Source organism: Dickeya fangzhongdai, from assembly GCF_002812485.1.
In the GTDB taxonomy this organism is placed as follows: Bacteria; Pseudomonadota; Gammaproteobacteria; order Enterobacterales; family Enterobacteriaceae; genus Dickeya; species Dickeya fangzhongdai.
In genome coordinates, this window is sequence record NZ_CP025003.1 from 2,454,857 (window position 1) to 2,473,736 (window position 18,880).

General features: G+C 57.7%; 15 protein-coding genes. 5 read left to right on the forward strand and 10 right to left on the reverse strand.

What is annotated here, in order from left to right:
• Positions 1 to 167: 167 nt before the first annotated feature.
• Complete coding sequence (gene topA / locus CVE23_RS11080) at positions 168 to 2,771, forward strand: type I DNA topoisomerase (protein WP_038919025.1); 2,604 nt, start codon at positions 168 to 170, stop codon at positions 2,769 to 2,771.
• Between the two features lie 336 nt (positions 2,772 to 3,107).
• Complete coding sequence (gene cysB / locus CVE23_RS11085; protein ID WP_013317898.1) at positions 3,108 to 4,082, forward strand: HTH-type transcriptional regulator CysB; 975 nt, start codon at positions 3,108 to 3,110, stop codon at positions 4,080 to 4,082.
• Between the two features lie 83 nt (positions 4,083 to 4,165).
• Here the strand turns inward: cysB and nth are convergent, their stop codons facing one another.
• From nth to CVE23_RS11135, 10 genes are all read right to left on the reverse strand, one after another.
• Entirely contained in the window at positions 4,166 to 4,801 is a 636-nt protein-coding gene (gene nth / locus CVE23_RS11090) for an endonuclease III (RefSeq protein ID WP_100849542.1), read from the reverse strand.
• Position 4,802: 1 nt separating this feature from the next.
• Entirely contained in the window at positions 4,803 to 5,495 is a 693-nt protein-coding gene (locus tag CVE23_RS11095) for an electron transport complex subunit E (RefSeq protein ID WP_038919027.1), read from the reverse strand.
• Positions 5,492 to 6,121 (reverse strand): electron transport complex subunit RsxG, encoded by a 630-nt coding sequence (rsxG, locus tag CVE23_RS11100; RefSeq protein ID WP_038920966.1) that lies wholly within the window; start codon positions 6,119 to 6,121, stop codon positions 5,492 to 5,494. The genes CVE23_RS11095 and rsxG overlap by 4 nt, the downstream gene beginning before the upstream one ends.
• A 12-nt stretch (positions 6,122 to 6,133) precedes the next feature.
• Positions 6,134 to 7,186: an electron transport complex subunit RsxD gene (gene rsxD, locus CVE23_RS11105; protein ID WP_100849543.1), complete on the reverse strand. Its 1,053-nt coding sequence runs from the start codon at positions 7,184 to 7,186 to the stop codon at positions 6,134 to 6,136.
• Complete coding sequence (rsxC, locus tag CVE23_RS11110) at positions 7,187 to 9,412, reverse strand: electron transport complex subunit RsxC (RefSeq protein ID WP_100849544.1); 2,226 nt, start codon at positions 9,410 to 9,412, stop codon at positions 7,187 to 7,189.
• Positions 9,405 to 9,995, reverse strand: a complete 591-nt coding sequence (rsxB, locus tag CVE23_RS11115; RefSeq protein WP_038919032.1) for an electron transport complex subunit RsxB — start codon at positions 9,993 to 9,995, stop codon at positions 9,405 to 9,407. The genes rsxC and rsxB overlap by 8 nt, the downstream gene beginning before the upstream one ends.
• Positions 9,995 to 10,576 (reverse strand): electron transport complex subunit RsxA, encoded by a 582-nt coding sequence (gene rsxA / locus CVE23_RS11120; protein ID WP_038919033.1) that lies wholly within the window; start codon positions 10,574 to 10,576, stop codon positions 9,995 to 9,997. Before rsxA ends, rsxB begins: the two co-directional genes overlap by 1 nt.
• A 226-nt stretch (positions 10,577 to 10,802) precedes the next feature.
• Positions 10,803 to 11,018, reverse strand: a complete 216-nt coding sequence (ydgT, locus tag CVE23_RS11125) for a transcription modulator YdgT (RefSeq protein WP_038658750.1) — start codon at positions 11,016 to 11,018, stop codon at positions 10,803 to 10,805.
• Positions 11,019 to 11,588: 570 nt separating this feature from the next.
• Entirely contained in the window at positions 11,589 to 13,100 is a 1,512-nt protein-coding gene (araA, locus tag CVE23_RS11130; RefSeq protein WP_049853978.1) for an L-arabinose isomerase, read from the reverse strand.
• A 54-nt stretch (positions 13,101 to 13,154) separates the two neighbouring features.
• The gene (locus CVE23_RS11135; protein ID WP_100849545.1) at positions 13,155 to 14,840 is read right to left on the reverse strand and encodes a ribulokinase; all 1,686 of its coding nucleotides are present in this window, start codon (positions 14,838 to 14,840) and stop codon (positions 13,155 to 13,157) included.
• 382 nt (positions 14,841 to 15,222) lie between these two features.
• Here CVE23_RS11135 and CVE23_RS11140 point away from each other — a divergent pair, with 382 nt between their 5' ends.
• The 3 genes from CVE23_RS11140 to araH all read left to right on the forward strand — a co-directional run bounded on the left by CVE23_RS11140 (position 15,223) and on the right by araH (position 18,831).
• Entirely contained in the window at positions 15,223 to 16,206 is a 984-nt protein-coding gene (locus CVE23_RS11140) for an arabinose ABC transporter substrate-binding protein (protein WP_038919036.1), read from the forward strand.
• Between the two features lie 96 nt (positions 16,207 to 16,302).
• Positions 16,303 to 17,826, forward strand: coding sequence for an L-arabinose ABC transporter ATP-binding protein AraG (gene araG, locus CVE23_RS11145; protein WP_038668506.1), 1,524 nt, complete (start codon positions 16,303 to 16,305; stop codon positions 17,824 to 17,826).
• 18 nt (positions 17,827 to 17,844) lie between these two features.
• Positions 17,845 to 18,831 carry an L-arabinose ABC transporter permease AraH gene (gene araH, locus CVE23_RS11150; RefSeq protein ID WP_100849546.1) on the forward strand — a complete coding sequence of 329 codons (987 nt, stop codon included), beginning with the start codon at positions 17,845 to 17,847 and terminating at the stop codon, positions 18,829 to 18,831.
• Positions 18,832 to 18,880: the final 49 nt, after the last annotated feature.

Consider the following 18,880-nt stretch of genomic DNA (forward strand, 5'->3'; position numbering starts at 1 on the left):
GATCATAGGGTTGCGACGCGGTGAGTGCGTGCGGCGCGCCGTCGACGCACCAACAGAACGATTTTCCCGCAACCATGATGGTTCAGGCTACGCCGGCTGGAAAGCCAGAGCGAATAACTGAGAAAATTTCTTCTTTTTTCAAAGAATTCAGTAGGTAACAATATATTATGGGTAAAGCTCTCGTTATCGTCGAGTCCCCGGCAAAAGCCAAAACGATTAATAAGTACCTTGGCAATGATTACGTGGTGAAATCCAGCGTGGGGCATGTACGCGACTTGCCGACCAGCGGCTCCGGTTCGGCGAGCAAGAAAAGCGCTGAGGCCAACGGGGAAAAAGCCAAAAAAGCAGTCAAGAAAGATGAAAAAACCGCGCTGGTCAACCGCATGGGGGTGGATCCCTATCGCGGCTGGCAGGCTCAGTATGAGATTCTGCCCGGCAAGGAAAAAGTCGTATCGGAACTGAAAACGCTGGCGCAGAACGCCGAGCACGTCTATCTCGCAACCGACCTTGACCGCGAAGGGGAAGCCATTGCCTGGCACCTGCGGGAAATCATCGGTGGCGACGATACGCGTTTCAGCCGCGTGGTGTTCAACGAGATCACCAAAAACGCTATTCGCCAGGCGTTCGACAATCCGGGCGAACTGAATATCAACCGTGTCAATGCCCAGCAGGCCCGCCGTTTCATGGACCGCGTGGTGGGTTACATGGTATCGCCGCTGCTGTGGAAAAAAATTGCCCGTGGGCTGTCCGCCGGTCGCGTACAGTCAGTGGCGGTACGTCTGGTGGTGGAGCGCGAGCGCGAAATCAAAGCGTTTGTGCCGGAAGAATACTGGGAATTGCACGCCGATTTGCTGGCGAACCCGGAAATCGCGCTGCAGATGCAGGTAACACACCACAACGGCAAACCGTTCCGGCCGGTGAATCAGGCTCAGACGCAAGCGGCGGTCAGCCTGCTGGAAAAAGCCAGCTATGTAGTGGCCGAGCGGGAAGACAAACCGACCAGCAGCAAACCGGGCGCGCCGTTTATTACTTCTACTCTGCAGCAGGCCGCCAGTACCCGTCTGGGCTTCGGCGTGAAAAAGACCATGATGATGGCGCAACGGTTGTATGAAGCCGGCCATATCACTTACATGCGTACCGACTCCACCAACCTGAGTCAGGATGCGCTGGCGATGGCGCGTGATTATATCCATGACGAATTTGGCAAACGCTATCTGCCGGAAGCGCCCAACCTTTACACCAGCAAGGAAAACTCGCAGGAAGCGCACGAAGCCATTCGTCCTTCCGATGTGAAGGTGCTGGCCGACCAGCTCAAAGACATGGAAGCGGATGCGCAAAAGCTGTATCAACTGATTTGGCGGCAGTTTGTGGCCTGTCAGATGATGCCGGCCCAATACGATTCCACCACGCTGGTGGTCAGCGCCGGCGACTATCAGCTGCGTGCCAAAGGGCGCACTCTGCGCTTCGACGGCTGGACCAAGGTGATGCCGGCGTTGCGTAAGGGCGATGAAGACCGCACGTTGCCGGCCGTCGACGTGGGGCAATCCCTGTCGCTGGAAAAACTGTTGCCAAGTCAGCACTTTACCAAACCGCCAGCGCGTTACAGCGAAGCATCGCTGGTCAAGGAGCTGGAAAAGCGCGGTATCGGCCGTCCTTCCACGTATGCCGCCATCATCTCCACCATTCAGGATCGTGGTTATGTGCGGGTGGAAAACCGCCGTTTCTACGCCGAGAAGATGGGGGAGATCGTGACCGATCGGCTGGAAGATAACTTCCGCGAGCTGATGAATTACGATTTTACCGCCCGTATGGAAAATAGCCTCGACCTGGTGGCGAACAGCCAGGCCGAGTGGAAAGCGGTGCTGGATGAATTCTTCGCCGAATTCAGCAAACAGCTGGAAACCGCCGAGCTGGAGCCGGACGAAGGCGGCATGAAGCCGAACCAGATGGTGCTGACCAGCATTGATTGCCCGACCTGCGGCCGCAAAATGGGGATCCGTACCGCCAGCACCGGGGTGTTCCTCGGCTGTTCCGGTTACGCGTTGCCGCCCAAAGAACGCTGCAAAACCACCATCAACCTGATTCCGGAAGCGGAAGTGTTGAATGTGCTGGAAGGCGACGAGGCGGAAACCAATGCGCTGCGCGCCCGTCGCCGCTGCCCGAAATGCGGCACGGCGATGGACAGCTACCTGATCGACAATCAGCGCAAACTGCATGTGTGCGGCAACAACCCGTCCTGCGATGGCTATGAGATCGAACAAGGCGAGTTCCGCCTCAAAGGCTATGACGGCCCGGTAGTGGAATGCGAGAAGTGCGGTTCGGAAATGCACCTGAAAATGGGGCGTTTCGGCAAATATATGGCCTGTACCAACGAAAGCTGCGGCAATACCCGCAAAATTCTGCGTAACGGGGAAGTGGCGCCGCCGAAAGAAGATCCGGTGCCGTTGCCGGAGCTGCCGTGCGAGAAATCCGACGCCTATTTTGTGCTGCGCGATGGCGCAGCGGGCGTGTTCCTGGCGGCCAATACCTTCCCGAAATCGCGGGAAACCCGCGCGCCGCTGGTGGAAGAACTGGTGCGTTTCCGCGATCGCCTGCCAGAGAAATTACGCTATCTGGCCGAGGCGCCGGTGGTCGATCCGGAAGGCAACAAAACGCTGGTGCGGTTCAGCCGCAAAACCAAACAGCAGTATGTTTCCTCTGAAAAAGAGGGCAAAGCTACCGGATGGTCGGCATTTTATGTGGACGGCAAATGGGTGGAAAGCAGCCGCTAATTACGCCGATAATTGACTAAAACCGCATTTTTTCCATCTGTTTGCGGTTACATTACGTTAAGCCAGCCTGCATAGGCTGGCTTTTTTGATCCATCAACCATGAATATCATCCGCCGGCAGCCGATAACAAAAAAGGAAATAAAAACCCGTTTTCCAGTACCAGTACTGTCTAAGTAATACAGAAAGTGGTTATATAAAATATTTTTTTATGATTAAATGGCATTTAAGTGGCGAGAATCTATACCGTTGCATTGAGCTGTCGCCCCCTTGTCAACGCAGATAACGTCAACAATACAGATGCCGCCGCGCATGACATATTACGGAATGGGATAACTTATGAAACTGCAACAGCTTCGTTATATCGTTGAAGTTGTTAATCACAATCTGAACGTTTCTTCGACCGCCGAGGGGTTGTACACCTCCCAGCCGGGGATCAGTAAACAGGTTCGGATGCTTGAAGATGAACTGGGTATTCAGATCTTTGCACGCAGCGGAAAACATTTGACCCAGGTGACGCCTGCCGGGCAGGAAATCATTCGTATCGCCCGTGAGGTGCTGTCCAAGGTCGATGCCATCAAGGCGGTGGCAGGCGAGCACACTTATCCAGACAAAGGCTCGCTGTACGTCGCCACCACGCACACTCAGGCGCGTTACGCGTTGCCTGACGTGATCAAAGGGTTTATCGAGCGTTATCCGCGCGTTTCGCTGCATATGCATCAAGGCTCGCCGATGCAGATTGCCGAAGCCGTGGCCAAAGGCTCAGCGGATTTCGCCATCGCCACCGAAGCGCTGCATTTGTATGAAGACCTGATCATGCTGCCGTGCTACCACTGGAACCGCGCTGTGGTAGTGAAGCCGGACCATCCGCTGGCGGGTAAAACCGATATCAGCATTGAAGAACTGGCAGCCTACCCGATCGTCACCTATACCTTCGGTTTTACCGGCCGTTCCGAACTGGATACCGCATTCAACCGGGCCGGACTGACGCCGCGCATCGTGTTTACCGCGACCGATGCCGATGTGATCAAAACCTATGTCCGCCTGGGACTGGGCGTCGGCGTCATCGCCAATATGGCGGTGGACCCGGCCAGCGATCCGGATCTGGTGGCTATCAACGCCGATAACCTGTTCAGTTATAGCACCACCAAAATCGGTTTTCGTCGCAGTACGTTCCTGCGTAGCTACATGTACGATTTTATTCATCGTTTTGCGCCGCACCTGACACGTGATGTGGTGGATACGGCGATTTCGCTGCGCTCGAATGAAGAGATCGAAGCCATGTTCAAGGACGTTACGCTGCCGGTGAAATAATCAATCCATTTCACTGTGCGACATGATGCAACAAGGGCAGGTGAAAACCTGCCCTTGTCATTACGGAATAACAGCGTCGTCGGTCAGATATCGACCTTTTCCTTATATTCGCACAAGTCCTCTATCAGGCAGGCGCCGCAGCGCGGCTTGCGGGCGACGCAGGTATAACGGCCGTGCAGGATCAGCCAGTGGTGACAGTCGACCTTGAATTCCGCCGGGACGTATTTCAGCAATTTTTCTTCCACCTGCTCGACGGTTTTGCCCGGTGCAAAGCGGGTACGATTGCAAACGCGGAAGATATGGGTATCCACCGCGATGGTTGGCCAGCCAAAGGCGGTGTTCAGCACCACGTTGGCGGTTTTACGCCCGACGCCGGGCAGGGCTTCCAGCGCGGCGCGATCTTCCGGCACCTGGCCCTGATGTTTATCCAGCAAAATGCGGCAGGTTTTAATGATGTTTTCAGCCTTGCTGTTGAACAGCCCGATGGTCTTGATATACGACTTCACGCCGTCCACGCCTAAATCCAGCATCGCCTGCGGCGTATTCGCCACCGGATAGAGCTTTTCCGTGGCTTTGTTAACGCTGACGTCGGTGGCCTGCGCGGACAGCAGCACCGAAATGAGCAGTTCAAACGGCGAGTTGAATTTCAGTTCGGTGGTTGGATGCGGGTTGTTTTCTCGCAGGCGGCTAAGAATGGCAATCCGTTTCTCTTTGTTCATATTATTCCGTCAGCGTAGATGAGCTAAGAGGCGACAGCCGCACCGTACGGGCACGGCGCTGTTTGCGTTTTTCATCGATAATATATTTGGCGGCCAGCATCATTCCCAGTCCGATAAAGGCGCCGGGCGGCAAAATCATCAGCAGGAACGGCGAGTCCATATGCACGACCTCGACCCGTAACACCCGAGCCCAACTGCCCAGCAGTAGGTCGGCGCCGTCAAACAGGGTGCCATTGCCGAGGATCTCTCTTATCGCGCCCAGCACAAACAGCGCGCTGGTGGCGCCCAGCCCCATGAACAGGCCGTCCAATGCCGACAGCATCACCGTATTTTTCGACGCGAAGGCTTCCGCGCGCCCAATCACGATACAGTTGGTGACGATCAGCGGGATAAAAATCCCCAGCGACTGATACAGACCGTAGGCGTAAGCGTTGATCAGCATCTGCACGATGGTGACCACCGAGGCAATCAGCAAGACGTAAATCGGAATACGAATTTCGTCCGGCACCCAACGGCGCAGCGCGGAAACGGCAATATTGGTGCATGTCAGCACCAGCGTGGTGGCGAGCCCCAGTCCGAGCGCGTTGGTGGCGGTGGAGGTCACCGCCAGCAGCGGGCACAGCCCCAGCAGTTGCACCAGTGCCGAGTTGTTTTTCCACAGTCCCTGCAGGGCCAGTTCTTTGGTCTGGTTCATGGTTTATCTCCACATGGCGTCAGGGTGGACAGTCGCGGCGGCAAGGTTTGTAAAAACAGGGCGCCGCGTTTCACCGCATTGACCACCGCGCGCGGGGTAATGGTGGCGCCGGTAAACTGATCAAACTGGCCGCCGTCTTTTTTCACCGCCCAGCGGCTATCTTGTGAATCTGTAACGGCCTGGCCGGTAAAACGCGTTATCCAGTCGGAAATACGGATATCTATCTTGTCGCCCAGCCCCGGTGTCTCATGATGCTCGGTGACCCGTGTGCCCAGCACGGTACCATGAAAGTCTGCGCCAATCAGCAGATGGATCGCGCCGGAATAACCGTCAGGCGCGGTACTTTCCAGCGCGGCGGCGACCGGTGCGCCGTCATGGCGAGCAATGTAGACACGGTGTGGCGAAGCGGAGCCCAGCGCCGGGTCGCTCACCAGATAGCACTCGCTGAGCAGATCGTTGTTATAGCGATCGACAGGGATCACCTGGTCCAGCAGCGCGCGCTGCTGTGCGATAACCTGCTGCGAAATGGTTTTTTCGGTCAGGGAGTTAACCAGTGCGGTCAACCCGGTGGTAAAGGCGGCAAACAGAGCCAGCGTGGTGGCATGGCGGCGCATAGTGGTCAGCAGCATAATCCGTCCTTAGCGATGGCCATAAGCGCGTGGTTTAGTGAAATAGTCGATCAACGGCACGGTAATGTTGGCCAACAGCACGGCGAAAGCCACGCCATCAGGGTAACCGCCGTAGGTGCGGATGGTCCATACCAGTACGCCGATCAACGCGCCGAAAATCAGGCGACCTCTGGGCGTGGTGGAGGCGGTAACCGGGTCGGTGGCGATAAAGAACGCGCCCAGCATGGTCGCGCCGGAAAACAGGTGCAGCAGCGGCGGGGCGCTGACGTCCGGATGCAGGTACCAACCCGCCAGCGCGCATACGGACAACGCGAGCAGGAAACTGAACGGAATCTGCCAGTGAATGACCCGCAGCAACAGCATAAACAGGCCGCCGGCCAGAAAAGCCAGATTAATCCATTGCCAGCCCAGCCCGGCCAGCACGCCGCCAAATAACGGCTGATGCAGCAACGCTTCGGGTTGATGACCGCTGCGCAAGCCGGTTTTGAATGCGTCCAGCGGCGTGGCCTGACTGACGCCATCCACCCCCTGAATCAGCTGCTGGATAGTCTGACCCGCCGTTCCGTGACCGGTGAAGATCGCCGTCAGCGCATCCATGAACCCGACCGGCGATGCCTGCAGCCCGTCCGGCGGCAACCAACTGGTCATCTGCACCGGGAAGGAAATCAGCAGCACCACGTAGCCGATCATTGCCGGATTGAACGGGTTTTGCCCCAGTCCGCCGTACAGCTGCTTGGCGATAATAATGGCGAAGAGGGTGGCCAACACCACCATCCACCAGGGCGTAAACGGCGGCAGGCTGATGGCCAGCAGAACTGCCGTCAACAGCGCGGAACTGTCCTGCAGCGTTTCCAGCACCGGTCGTTTTCGCAATGACAATATCGCCGCTTCGGTAAAGAGCGCGATGATGCTGGCCAGCGCCAGCTGGATCAGGTTGCCGTAACCGAAAAACCAGGCTTGCGCCGCGATGCCGGGCACACAGGCGGCCAGAACCCAGCGCATCATATTGCGGGTGGACTGGCGGTTATGGGTAAACGGTGAGGGTGCGATTCTGAAAGCCATTTAGTCCTCTTGCGACGCCTGCGATGCGGCGGCCTTGCGTGCTCTAACCCGGGCGATGGCAGCGGCGACGGCGGCTTTACGCGGGTCGATAATCTCGGTTGGGGCGGCGTCAGCCGGTGTGGCCGGGAACGCGCTCTCCAGTGCTTCCACTGTGGTTGATACCGATGCATGGGGTGACAATGTCACGTCTTCTGCGGTACCAGACTGCACAGCCTTACGGGCTTTAACCCGGGCGATGGCAGCGGCGACGGCGGCTTTACGCGGGTCGATAATCTCGGTTGGGGCGGCATCAGCCGGTGTGGCCGGGAGCGCGCTTTCCAGCGCTTCCACTGTGGTTGATGCCGGCGCATGGGGTGACAATGTCACGTCTTCTGCGGTACCAGACTGCACAGCCTTACGGGCTTTAACCCGGGCAATCGCCGCTTCAACCGCCGCTTTGCGTGGGTCTAACGCCGCAAGCTCTTCGGTTCCGGCAACCGAATCGACTTCGGTAACAGACGATGGCGCGTGCGCCTCGGCCTGTCTGGCTTTGACGCGGGCGATCGCCGCCGCGATGGCGGCTTTCGGCGCGTCGTCTTCCGCTGTGTTCAGCGTTTTTTCCGCCTGATGTTCGCGCGCCTGCGCCTTGCGGGCTTCGCGGGCGGCAATCACGGCACTGTTATCCGGCTGCTGGCCCGGTTCAATGCGGATTTCGGCCTGAACGGCCGTCGCCTGTTTGGTACGCACTCTTTCCAGCGCCGCCATCACCGCATCTTTGTCGGCGGCTGCCACGCTGGCGGCGGCCTGTTTATGGCGTAGCTCGCGCGCCTGTTTTTCCCGCTCCAGACGGACCTGACGCGCATCAAAGCGCGCTTTGGCTTCTATTGCCTTGCGGGATTCTTGATCCAGCGCCTGAATCTCGGCTTTTTCCTGACGGTAATACTGCACCAGCGGGATATTGCTCGGACAAACGTACGCGCAGGCGCCGCATTCGATACAGTCAAACAGATGATGCTGGCGCGCCTTCTCGTGCTCTTGTCCCCGGCTAAACCAGTAAAGCTGCTGCGGTAGCAGCCCGGCCGGGCAGGCATCGGCGCATTTGCCGCAACGGATGCAGGCCTGTTCCTCTTCCTGCGCCTGAATCTCATCGCGGGCGGGGGCCAGAATGCAGTTACTGGTCTTGATGATCGGTACGTCCAGCGCAGGCAGGGTGAACCCCATCAGCGGCCCGCCCATGACCACCATCGGCTGAGTGGTGGTGACATGGTAGCCGGCGTGGCGCAGCAGATGACGCACTGGCGTGCCCAACCGCGCCCAGACGTTGCCCGGCTGGCGCAAGGCATCGCCGGTCAGGGTGACGACCCGCTCGGTCAGCGGCTCGCCGTTAATGACCGAACGTTTGATGGCGTACGCGGTGCCGACGTTTTGCATCAATACGCCGATAGACGCTGAATGCTTGCCGAAGGGCACTTCTTTGCCGGTCAGGATCTTGGTTAACTGCTTGGCGCCGCCGGATGGGTATTTCGTGGGGATGACCCGCATCTGGATACGAGGGTAATCCACCAACGCGTAACGCAGCGCCGCGATGGCTTCCGGCTTGTTGTCTTCAATGCCCAGCAGGATACGTTGCGGTTGCAGCAGATGGTCGAGGATGTCGATCCCTTGCGCGATCTCCTGCGCACACTCCTGCATCAGACGATCGTCGGCGGTAATATAGGGTTCGCACTCGGCAGCGTTGATAATCAGGGTGTCGATGCCGCGCAGACCGCCCTGCAGTTTAGCGGCGGTGGGAAAGCCGGCGCCGCCCAGCCCGGCGATACCGGCCTGATGCAGATGCTCAACCAGTTCGGACGGCGTTGCCTGACGGTAATCGGCGAAGGAGCGGCGTTCGCACCAGCGGTCCTGACCGTCGGGAATGATAATGATGCTGAGCTCGGTCAGCCCGGAAGGGTGATTGCTCATATGCTGGCGGATGGCGTGCACCGTCCCGGAGGTCGGCGCGTGCACCGGCAGCATCCGGCCGGTACCGCGTGTCAGCGGCTGTCCCCGCAGCACCGGATCGCCGGCTTTGACGCACAGGTCGCCTTCCGGCCCGAGGTGCTGCTTGAGCGGGATAATCAAATAGTCAGGCATAGGAACCTGCCGCAGCGGTACCTGACTGGATTGGGTTTTCATTTCCGGGGGATGAATTCCGCCTGAAAAATCCCAGATTCTGTCTTTTCTGAAGGCGGCGAACAGCTTAAACATGATTTTCGATCACACGGTTTTCCGCCTGGATAACGCGCACCGGAATGGCGTCGAGATTCCATTTCCAACTGGCGGTTGTCGGGGCTAAAGGTCTTAATTCGATACAATCCGTTGGGCAGGGCGGCACGCACAGGTTGCAGCCGGTACACAGATCGCGGATGACGGTATGGACGGCGCGGGTGGTGCCGACAATCGCGTCCACCGGGCAGGCCTGGATGCATTTGGTGCAGCCGATACAGTTGTTTTCGTCGACCCAGGCGACCAGCGGTTCCGGTTTTTGCGGCGCCTCGGCGTCAAGCGGCTGCGGATCGACATTCAGCCGCTCCGCCAGCTTCAGCATCAGCGGTTCGCCGCCCGGCACGCATTTGTTGATTTGTTCGTTGTTGAGGGCGATCGCCTCGGCGTAGGGGCGGCAGCCGGGATAACCGCACTGGCCGCACTGGCTTTGCGGCAGCATGGCGTCCAGTTGCTCAACCACCGGGTCTTCTTCCACCTGAAAGCGGCGCGAGGCAAAGCCCAGGACTAACCCGAACACCAGCGCCAGCGCGCTGAGCGCTGCTATGGCTATCCAGATTGTGATCATCAAAGTTTCACCAGCCCGGTAAAGCCCATAAAGGCCAGCGACATCAGGCCGGCCGTTACCAGGGCGATAGACGATCCGCGGAACGGCGCGGGCACATCGGCTACGGCAAGGCGTTCGCGCAGCGCGGCAAACAGCACTAATACCAGCGAAAAGCCGGCGGCGGCGCTGAAACCATAGATGGTTGATTGCAGAAAGTTGTGCGATTGATTCACGCTAAGCAACGCGACGCCGAGAACGGCGCAGTTGGTGGTGATCAGCGGCAGAAAGATGCCCAGTAAACGGTAGAGCGCCGGGCTGGTTTTCCGCACCGCCAGTTCGGTGAATTGCACCACAACGGCAAAAACCAGGATAAAGGCCAGCGTGCGTAGGTAGAGCAGGTTTAACGGCAGCAGCACATAGGTGTTGACCAGCCAGGAGAACACCGACCCTATCGTCATCACAAATGTCGTGGCAAACCCCATGCCGATGGCGGCTTCCAGCTTTTTGGACACGCCCATGAACGGGCATAAGCCCAGGAATTTCACCAGTACGAAATTGTTGACCAGAAGCGTGCCAACAAACAGCAAGACATATTCGCTCATTACAGTGCCTACAAAATAAAACCGGCGTATTATCGGGCATTGTCCGGCATTCGGCAACTTACCCTCTGTGGGGATATTAGGCAATCGCACTCATCGGGCGCGATAAAGGTAAGAAAAAAGGTAAGAAAATACGTGCGGGAAAATGCGGGTGGGAATAGCGTGCGGCGGCGGCACGCGCATCCATGCTAACCCCTCAGACCACCTATGCCATCAATCACCTGCCCCATTAAATCACAAAGTGCCAGACGGATTTCGGTACTTGCCCGATGTCAAACAGTTTTCCGCCAGCGGCTAATTCGGCCCGGCGATGATCGGCAGCCCGATACATATTGATAATGTCGTGATTGTCAGTCAGAGAATAATTCAAATGATCAAACAACTTCTCAAGACTTTCCAATGTACTCACTTTTCTGAATTTCAATAAATATTCGTAAACACTCATTTGCGTAAAATAATCAAATAGAGTTTAAAGGGAATTCAGTATATTCGCCTCGGGGATTCTGTCCAGTACTGAATTCAAAAACGCAGCTTATGATAGGCAGTCGTAATAAAAAAGCATAAATCTACTTCATTTCTTACCGATGCCGAACATCGTGGCTTTATCATTGATTTAATTAACGTATCCTACTAATTACAGGGCGCTGAAAAATACAGCAGCGGAAAAGGCTGGAATATGGCGGTTAACATTTTATTCATCTTATGATGTTTTTTGCGCAACCCACTCGATCTATGTCACATTTTTGGGCTTCGTTATTATTATTTTACGTGTTTATGGAAACCTTTTGTTTCATTTAAATACGGTGATATTCACGCGTAATAATGACAATTTTTATTTTATTATTCGGAATATCACGTATTGTCAGGTTGGATGTACAGCGACGGATTGTACAGAGACAGATTGTACAGCGACGGATGCTGAACAGACATGAATGCAATAACCGAAATCGCCGCCTGCCGGCATCAGGGCGCCGGCAGGCGTTGTCACGATAGGCAAGTTAACGGATAGCCGGTATTACGCCCGGTGTCCGCACAGTTTGTAGTACAACTCGTTCCAGCGCAGCCCGTCCCTGAGGGCCGGCAGGGTGGTGTCCTGATCAATCACCGTCAACTCGATGTTGTGCAGGTCGGCGTACAGCCGCAGATAATCGAGATCGAGCGATTGGGTAAACACGGTATGATGAGCGCCGCCCGCCAGAATCCAGGCTTCGGCCGCCGTTTCCAGCGATGGCTGCGCCTGCCAGAGCGCGCGGGCGACCGGCAGTTTCGGCAAGGGATGCGGCTGGGCGACGGTATCCACCTGATTAACCAGCAGGCGGAAACGATCGCCCAGATCGATCACGCTGACGTTCAGCGCCGATCCGGCCGGCGCGGAGAAGATCAATCGCACCGGATCCGCTTTGCCGCCGATCCCGAGGTATTGCGCATCCAGCAGCGGTTTTTCCTCGCTGGCGATGCTGGGGCACACTTCCAGCATATGGGCGCCGAGCACCAGATTGTTGCCGGGAGCGAAGTGGTAGGTGTAATCCTCCATGAAGGAGGTGCCGCCGGGTAATCCCTGCGCCATGACCTTCATCACGCGCAACAGCGCGGCGGTTTTCCAGTCGCCTTCGGCGCCGAAACCGTATCCCTGCTGCATCAGACGTTGTACCGCCACGCCGGGAAGCTGCTTGAGGCCGTAGAGGTTTTCGAAATTGGTGGTGAAAGCCTTAAAGCCGCCCTGATCGAGAAAGCGTTTCAGGCCGAGCTCGATACGGGCCGCATCCAGCAGATTTTGCCGTTTCGGACCATGCAGCCTGAGCGCTTCGCTGAGGGTGTAGCTGGCTTCATACTCTTCAATCAGCGTATTCACATCGCCCTGGCTGACATCGTCCACCACGCCGACCAGGTCTCCCAGCCCCCAGGCGCTGACCGCGTAGCCAAACTGGATTTGCGCCCCGACTTTATCGCCTTCGGTGACCGCCACTTCCCGCATGTTATCGCCAAAACGGGCTACCTTGAGCTGACGGCTTTCCTGAAGCGCCGCCGCGACCCGCATCCATTTGGCGATGCGTTCATGGGCGTGACGATCCTGCCAGTGGCCGACCACCACCTGATGAGGCTGACGCATGCGCGCGCCGATAAAACCGAATTCGCGCCCGCCGTGAGCGGTCTGGTTCAGGTTCATGAAATCCATGTCCATGGTGTCCCAGGGGATATCGGCGTTGAACTGGGTATGGAACTGCAGCAGCGGTTTGTTGAGGATGCTCAGACCGCCAATCCACATTTTGGCGGGCGAGAAGGTATGCAGCCAGGCCAGCAGCCCGATGCAGTTATCCTGATAATTGGCGTCGCGGCACAGCGCGGTGATTTCATCCGGGGTTTTGACCAGCGGTTTGAGTACCAGCCGCACCGGCAGGTTGGCGTCGCGGTTAAGGCCATTCACCACTTTTTCGGCGTTCTCTTTCACCTGACGCAGCGCTTCCGGGCCATACAGATGCTGACTGCCAATCACAAACCAGACTTCGAGCGGCTTAAATTGTTCCATGATGACTCCTGTTTGGGTTCCCAAAGGGATGTAAAAGTGATGTTCGGCAAACTCTCAATGGTCTGCCCCGGTCCGGGGGCTGTAGGCGGGCTCCGCCAGCCGGCACCACTGCTGATAGCGTTCATAAAGCTGTTGATAACGGGCGACCCGGTTCGGGTCAGGCGTCAGGGTGCGTTCGATGCCGCAGGCCATATGCTGCTGGGCGATGGGGATATCCGGGTGAACGCCGGCAGCCACGGCGGCGAAAATAGCGGCGCCCAGCGCGCAGCATTGATCCGAGGCGACGATCTGCATCGGGCGGTTCATGACGTCGGTACAGACTTGCATGATGGTGGTGGATTTCCGGGCGATGCCGCCCAGCGCCAGCAGGTTTTCCACCGGGATCTGCTGAGACTCGAAGCAGGCCATGATAGCGCGGGCGCCAAACGCGGTGGCGGCGATCAGCCCGCCGAACAGTGCCGGCGCGTCGGTGCCGAGATTCAGGTCGGTGATCACCCCTTTGAGCCGTTGGTTGGCGAACGGCGTGCGGCGGCCATTAAACCAGTCGAGCACGACCGGCAGGTGATCGAGCGATGGGGAATCGGCCCAGGCTTGCGTCAGCTGCGCCAGCAGGCTGGATTGCAGCTGTTCCAGTTGCGGTTGCCAGTCTGGATGTTCGCGGGCGGCCAGTTGCAGCGGCCAGCCCAGCACGCGGCCAAACCAGGCGTACATGTCGCCAAAGGCGGATTGACCGGCTTCCAGCCCGATGAAACCGGGCACCACGCTGCCGTCCACCTGACCGCAGATCCCGGCGATCGTATTGCTGCCCACCCGATCTGCATCGGCGATCAGGATGTCGCAGGTTGAAGTGCCGATCACCTTGACCAGCGTATAGGGTTGCGCCCCGGCGCCGACGGCGCCCATATGACAATCGAAAGCGCCGCCGGATATCACGACGTTTTCTGACAACCCCAACCGGCGAGCCCATTCCGGCGTCAATGCGCCGACCGGACGATCGGCAGTCCAGGTATCGGTGAACAACGGATACTGCAGTTTTTCCGTCAGGCAGGGATCCAGCGCCTGCAAAAAGTCTTTTGGCGGCAGGCCGCCCCAGTCGGGATGCCACAGCGATTTGTGTCCGGCGCTGCAACGACCGCGGCGGATGGCGTCAGGCGCCGTGGTGCCGGAGAGCAGGGCGGGCACCCAGTCGCACAATTCGATCCAGGACACCGCTGCCTGACGTACCGACGGATCTTCACGGGTGATATGGAGAATTTTGGCCCAGAACCATTCCGATGAGTACACCCCGCCGATGTAGCGGGTGTAATCCGGGAACTGGCCGCTGCGGCACAGCTGGTTGATGGCTTCCGCTTCGTCAATCGCGGTATGGTCTTTCCACAGCACAAACATGGCGTTGGGGTTGTCCGCGAATTCCGGACGCAATGCCAGCACGTCGCCCTGTTCGTCAATCGGCGCCGGGGTGGAGCCGGTGGAGTCGACGCCAATGCCGATTATCTGCCGACGCTGTTCAGGAGTGAGCCGCGCCACTACCGCGCGGATCGCCAACTCCAGCGATTCGATGTAATCCAGCGGATGGTGGCGGAACTGATTGCTGGCGGGATGACAATATTGTCCCTGGCGCCAGCGCGGATAGTAGACCACTTCTGTTTCCAGCTCCTGCCCGCTGCGGCAATCCACCGCCAGCGCACGGACAGAATCGCTGCCAAAATCAAGACCAAGAGTAATGGCACCCGCACTCATCGTTGCTGCTCCTGTTAATCGTAGGGATCACGCTGTTTACGATAGACAGGCCGTTCTGGCGCCGTGAGGAGCGGTTGGCTGGAAGTATGCATTTTTCTGTCACGGACAGGGGTTTTGTGATGGCGGTCATAAGTTAATGGCTGGTTAAATTCGCTGAATCCATGTACGAATCAGCTGTAGTTTCTGAATGTGATAATGCTCTCTCTTCGTGATGAAAATAACAGCTACAACTTACGCGTCTGAAGGAAACCGGAGGATGAAATCACAATAACTCTTTGTTTTTTCATCGCGCCCAAAAGGAACATCTTGCCGGGAGCGTTTACACCCGTGAGGGCATCCCCGGTTGCCTGCGTGTTAAAGATAACAACGAGCGGAGAAGACCATGCATAAATTCACTAAGGTTCTGGCAGCAATTGGCCTGGCCGCGGTTATGTCACAATCGGCTATCGCGGAAAACATGAAACTGGGCTTTCTGGTCAAACAGCCGGAAGAACCCTGGTTCCAGACCGAATGGCGGTTTGCTGACAAGGCCGGTAAAGACCTGGGATTTGACGTTATCAAGATCGCCGTACCGGATGGCGAAAAAACCCTCAATGCTATCGACAGCCTGGCGGCCAGCGGCGCCAAAGGGTTTGTCATCTGTACCCCTGACCCGAAACTGGGCGCGGCCATCGTCGCCAAAGCGCGCAGCTATAACCTGAAAGTGATCGCCGTCGACGACCAGTTCGTCAACGCCAAAGGGCAGCCGATGGACACGGTACCGCTGGTAATGATGGCCGCCACCAAGATTGGCGAACGTCAGGGGCAGGAGTTGTGGAAAGAGATGCAGAAACGCGGCTGGAAACTGCAGGAAACGGCCGTTATGGCGATCACCGCCAACGAGCTGGATACCGCCCGTCGCCGTACTTCCGGGTCGATGGATGCGCTGAAGGCGGCCGGATTCCCGGAAAAACAGATTTATCAGGTCCCCACCAAATCCAACGATATCCCCGGCGCGTTTGACGCCGCCAACTCGCTGCTGGTGCAGCATCCGAACGTGAAAAACTGGCTGGTGGTCGGCATGAACGACAACACCGTGCTGGGCGGCGTGCGTGCGACTGAAGGACAGGGATTCAAGGCGGGCAACGTGATCGGTATCGGCATCAACGGGGTGGACGCGGTCAGCGAACTGTCCAAATCGCAGCCGACCGGTTTCTACGGTTCGTTGCTGCCAAGCCCGGACGTGCACGGCTACAAGAGCATCCAGATGCTGCATGACTGGGTGACCAAAGGCGTCGAGCCGCAGAAATTCACCGAAGTGACCGATGTGGTGCTGATCACCCGCGATAACTTCAAAACTGAACTGCAGAAGAAAGGCCTGATGTAATGACCCTTGTCCGCTCCCGCCTTAGCCGGCGTGAGCGGACACTGGCCGCGCCGTCATACCTCATAAATGACGGCGCAGACCATTGAGGATGCTGAAATGACCGTACAGTCACCTTATTTATCCTTTCGCGGGATTGGCAAAGTGTTTCCCGGCGTCAAGGCGCTGGATGACATCAGTTTCGACTGCCATGCCGGGCAAATCCATGCACTGATGGGGGAAAACGGCGCGGGAAAATCCACATTGCTGAAAATTTTGAGCGGCAATTACACGCCGTCACAGGGAGAAATTCATATTAAAGGGCAGCCGGTGCGCTTCGCCAATACGATGGACGCGCTGAACGCCGGTGTGGCGATCATCTATCAGGAACTGCATCTGGTGCCTGAAATGACGGTGGCGGAGAACATCTATCTGGGGCAGTTGCCGCACAAGGGCGGGGTGGTGAACCGTACGTTGCTGCGTTATGAATCGCGTCTGCAACTGGAACATCTGGGGTTGGATATCGACCCGGATACGCCGCTGAAATACCTGTCCATCGGCCAGTGGCAGATGGTGGAAATCGCCAAAGCGCTGGCGCGCAACGCCAAGATTATCGCGTTTGACGAGCCAACCAGCTCGCTGTCGGCGCGGGAAATCGAACAACTGTTCCGGGTGATCCGCGAGTTGCGCAGTGAAGGGCGGGTGATTCTGTATGTGTCGCACCGTATGGAGGAAATCTTTGCTCTCAGCGATGCCATCACCGTGTTCAAAGACGGGCGTTATGTCAAAACCTTCGCCGACATGCAGCAGGTTGACCATGAACAACTGGTGCAGGCGATGGTGGGCCGCAATCTGGGGGATATCTATGGTTATCAGCCGCGCCCGCATGGCGAGCCGCGGCTGGAACTGCATGAGGTGAAAGCGGTCGGGGTGAAGTCGCCGATTTCGTTGTCGGTGCGCAGCGGCGAAATTGTCGGCCTGTTCGGGCTGGTGGGCGCCGGACGCAGCGAACTGATGAAGGCATTGTTCGGCGCCACCGGCATTACCAGCGGCGAGGTGCGGCTGGATGGGCAGCCGATGCACGCCCGTTCGCCCGGCGATGCGATCCGCCGCGGGCTGATGCTGTGCCCGGAAGATCGTAAAGCCGACGGCATTATTCCGGTGCACTCGGTGCGGGATAACATCAATATCAGCGCCCGCCGTAAACATATCAAAAACGGTTTCATCATCAATGAAGCCTGGGAGGAGGAGAACGCCGACCACCATATTCAGGCGCTGAATATCAAAACGCCGTCGCCGACGCAGTTGATCATGAACCTGTCCGGCGGCAACCAGCAGAAGGCGATTCTCGGCCGCTGGCTGTCGGAGGAGATGAAAGTGATCATGCTGGATGAACCGACCCGCGGCATTGACGTCGGCGCCAAGCACGAGATTTACCACGTGATTTATGAACTGGCCCGTCAGGGGATTGCCGTGCTGTTTGCGTCCAGCGACCTGCCCGAAGTGCTGGGGCTGGCGGACCGCATCGTGGTAATGCGCGAGGGCGCCATCTCCGGCGAGGTGCCGCACGATGAGGCCAGCGAACAGAAGGTCCTGAGTCTGGCGATGTTAAAAACGACCGCCACTGAACCCGCGGTTGCCTGACCGCCAAGGAGTCGATAAATGTCTACGGTGAGTTCTCCTTCCCACGCCAGCAAATCTCAAGGCCTCAGTCTGTCCCGCATCTGGGATAACTACGGCATGTTGGTGGTGTTTGCTGTGCTGTTCCTGGCCTGTATGTTATTCGTGCCGAATTTCGCCACCTTCATCAACATGAAAGGGCTGGGGCTGGCGATTTCCATGTCGGGCATGGTGGCCTGCGGCATGCTGTTTTGTCTGGCTTCCGGCGATTTCGACCTGTCGGTCGCTTCGGTGATCGCCTGCGCCGGCGTGACCACCGCGGTGGTGATCAACGTCAGCGAAAGCCTGTGGTTGGGCGTTGGCGCCGGGCTGTTGCTGGGAGTGGCGTTCGGCCTGCTCAACGGGTTTGTTATCGCCCAACTAAAAATCAACGCCCTGATCACCACGCTGGCCACCATGCAGATTGTGCGCGGTCTGGCGTACATCATCTCTGACGGTAAAGCGGTCGGTATTGAAGACGAGCGCTTTTTCACGCTGGGATACGCTAGCTGGCTGGGATTACCGGCGCCGATCTGGCTGACGGTTTTCTGCATGGTGCTGTTCGGTTTGCTGTTGAACAAGACCACCTTTGGCCGCAACACGCTGGCGATTGGCGGCAATGAGGAAGCCGCGCGGCTGGCCGGGGTGCCGGTGGTGCGGACCAAAATCATTATTTTCGGCCTGTCCGGGCTGGTTTCCGCCGCGGCGGGCATCATCCTGGCGTCACGCATGACCAGCGGCCAGCCGATGACGTCGATTGGTTATGAGCTGATCGTGATTTCAGCCTGCGTACTGGGCGGCGTGTCACTGAAAGGCGGCATCGGCAAGATATCCTATGTGGTGGCCGGGGTGCTGATTTTGGGGACGGTGGAAAACGCCATGAACCTGCTGAATATCTCGCCTTTTGCTCAGTATGTGGTGCGCGGGTTGATTCTGCTGGCGGCGGTGATTTTTGACCGCTACAAACAGCTGGCGAAGAAAACGGTTTGATGGACGGATGCGCCGGCATGAGCCGGCGCTATCCATAACAGACAAGACT